Here is a 2,618-nt window from a genome sequence, read left to right as displayed (position 1 = left end):
CAAGGTGCGACTTGTTTTGCTATAAGTAATTAATTTTACGAAAAGCAAGGATTGTGAATAACAATCTAACTGTGTTTTCGATAGAAGGAATGAGAGATACATGTCATCTCGAAACTTCTACACTGATACTCCTACATGCGACTATTTATGTTATGAAATAGTGGTGTGAAGCTAGGTGAAGTCGGGCGAAGGATACCTAAGTATTGCTAATATTGAATATATGGTAGCTGATAGTTCGGGTGGCTATAAAATACTCATGGAGAGAATGTCCTAATAAGGATTGACGAACTTTCGAATGTACGGGTCTAAAAGTATAACATTCTGAAAAGAATACCATGCACAAACGCATGATAAACCAACGATAAGTAAAAGTCTTGGATATGAACATCGTATATCAGACCATGTTGATAACCCGAATGGGTGGTTTATAGGCTCAAAGAAAGATCCTAAAAGTATATGTACAGCTAGAAAACATGGAACAAGGGAAGCAAGAAACATCGCAATAATGAGATAACACTCAGATGGTTGCTATAAGGTGAATACCGAAGTGCATTTATTCTTGTGAAAGTAGTGCCACGACTGATGAAATTCTTGTAATGAGAATGGAGGAACAGGCACAAGTCTATTCTATTGATAAGTAAGATTTTCTAAAAGTGTATTGCAAAGGTCAGGTAAGACAGTGGGAAATATCACAAGGAAAGTAGTGATACCACTATGCAAACAAACGTAAGATACTGGGATTATTATGGTATGACTGACACTTTTACAGATTTATATGACAAGGTTAAAGAAGGTACAAATTTCAATCGACTGTATGATTTAATTACATCGGACGAAAACATACTACTTGCATATAGAACTATCAAAACAAATAAAGGGTCATACACAAAAGGTGTCGATGGAAGAACAATCGACAACTTAAAAACAAAATCGAGCAACGAAATTGTTGACGAGGTTAAACGGATTCTTAGCAACTATCAACCTAAGAAAGTAAGGCGTGTATATATCCCGAAACCAAATGGCGACAAACGACCGTTAGGGATTCCAGCGATAATGGATAGATTAATACAACAGTGTTTTAAACAAGTTCTTGAACCTATCGCAGAAGCAAAGTTTTTCGACCATAGTTACGGATTTAGACCCTTGAGGTCAACACATCACGCTGTTGCTAAAATCCAAACATTCATAAACCGTGGTAATTTACATTATGTTGTCGATGTTGATATAAAATCGTTTTTCGATAATATTAATCATAATGTATTAATGAAACAACTTTGGAATATTGGAATACGGGATAGAAAAGTGTTAAAAATCATAGCTAAAATGCTCAAAGCTGAAATTGAAGGGTACGGAATTCCAACTAAAGGAACACCTCAAGGTGGAATATTGTCACCGCTGTTGGCTAATATCGCCCTAAACGATTTAGACCATTGGGTAGCAGGACAATGGGAATACTTTGAAACCCGTTATAAGTATAGTCAAAACTACACAAAATATGAGCATTTACGAAAGAATTCTAATCTTAAAGAGGGCTATATAGTCCGATATGCAGATGATTTTAAAATTATATGTAGAGATTATGAGTCAGCTCAAAAATGGTTTCATGCAGTTAAACTGTATTTAAAAGACCGTCTGAAACTTGACATTTCAGAAGAAAAATCTCAAATTATTAATTTGAGAAAGAAAAAGTCAGAGTTTCTAGGATTTACCATACAAGCAAAAGCTAAATATGATAAACATATTGCACAAACAGGTTTGATAGAAAAGAAAAAAGAAGATATTAAAAAGAAATATAAAGAGCATGTCAAGAGAGTCCAGAAATCACCAACTGCTCAAAACATGCGACTATTTAATAGCTTCATATTAGGAATTCAAAACTATTTTAAGAAAGCAACACAAATTAATCCAGTGTTCTCACGTCTTAACTTTGACCTTTCAATGACGACATTTAATCGTCTAAAAGTCGTAGGAGTGTACGAAAAACCTAAATCTCCTTCTAAAGTATATGAGAAATTTTATAAAAACAATCTTAGAACACATAGAGTAGCTGGTGTTTACTTATATCCACTTGCAGATATTCAACACTCTAACAATCTAAATTTCTCACAAAAGCTAACACCTTATACAAAAGAAGGTAGAGAAATAATTCACAAAAATTTAAAAAATGAAGTCAATATCGAAATACAAAAATTGTTAGGTTCTAATATTCCAGACAGGAGTATTGAATATAACGATAACCGTTTGAGTCGATATAGCATGAAGAATGGTAAATGTGAGATAACGAAAGAATTCATATATGCAGAAGATGTACACTGCCATCACTATTTACCAAAATCTCTTGGAGGAACTGACGAGTTTAAAAATTTAAGAATCCTTCATAAAGATGTTCACAGGTTAATTCATGCGACTAAAAGTGAAACTATAAAAAGGTTGATTGAACTACTACGAATACAAGACGATGAATTAAAGAAAATTAATCAGTATCGAAAAGTTTGTAACTTAGAACTTATCTGACTGAAAATAGAATAGATGGAACGCCGTGTGCGGTGAAAGTCGCACGCACGGTGTGGAGCAGGGGAAAAAGTAGAGATTGTATCAAAACTTTACCTATTGCTATT

General features: G+C 33.9%; 1 protein-coding gene. It reads left to right on the top strand.

Translation table 11 applies throughout. The features are described 5' to 3' along the window. Positions 1–714 precede the first annotated feature (714 nt). Positions 715–2,514, top strand: coding sequence for a group II intron reverse transcriptase/maturase (gene ltrA / locus JUJ52_RS22735; protein ID WP_228089224.1), 1,800 nt, complete (start codon positions 715–717; stop codon positions 2,512–2,514). The last annotated feature ends 104 nt before the right edge of the window (positions 2,515–2,618 follow it).

It is taken from the genome of Virgibacillus sp. AGTR, assembly GCF_016919725.2.
Lineage (GTDB): Bacteria > Bacillota > Bacilli > Bacillales > Amphibacillaceae > Virgibacillus > Virgibacillus salarius.
The sequence above is the reverse complement of the archived record's forward strand: the minus strand, read 5'-3'. Positions and strand labels throughout refer to the sequence as shown.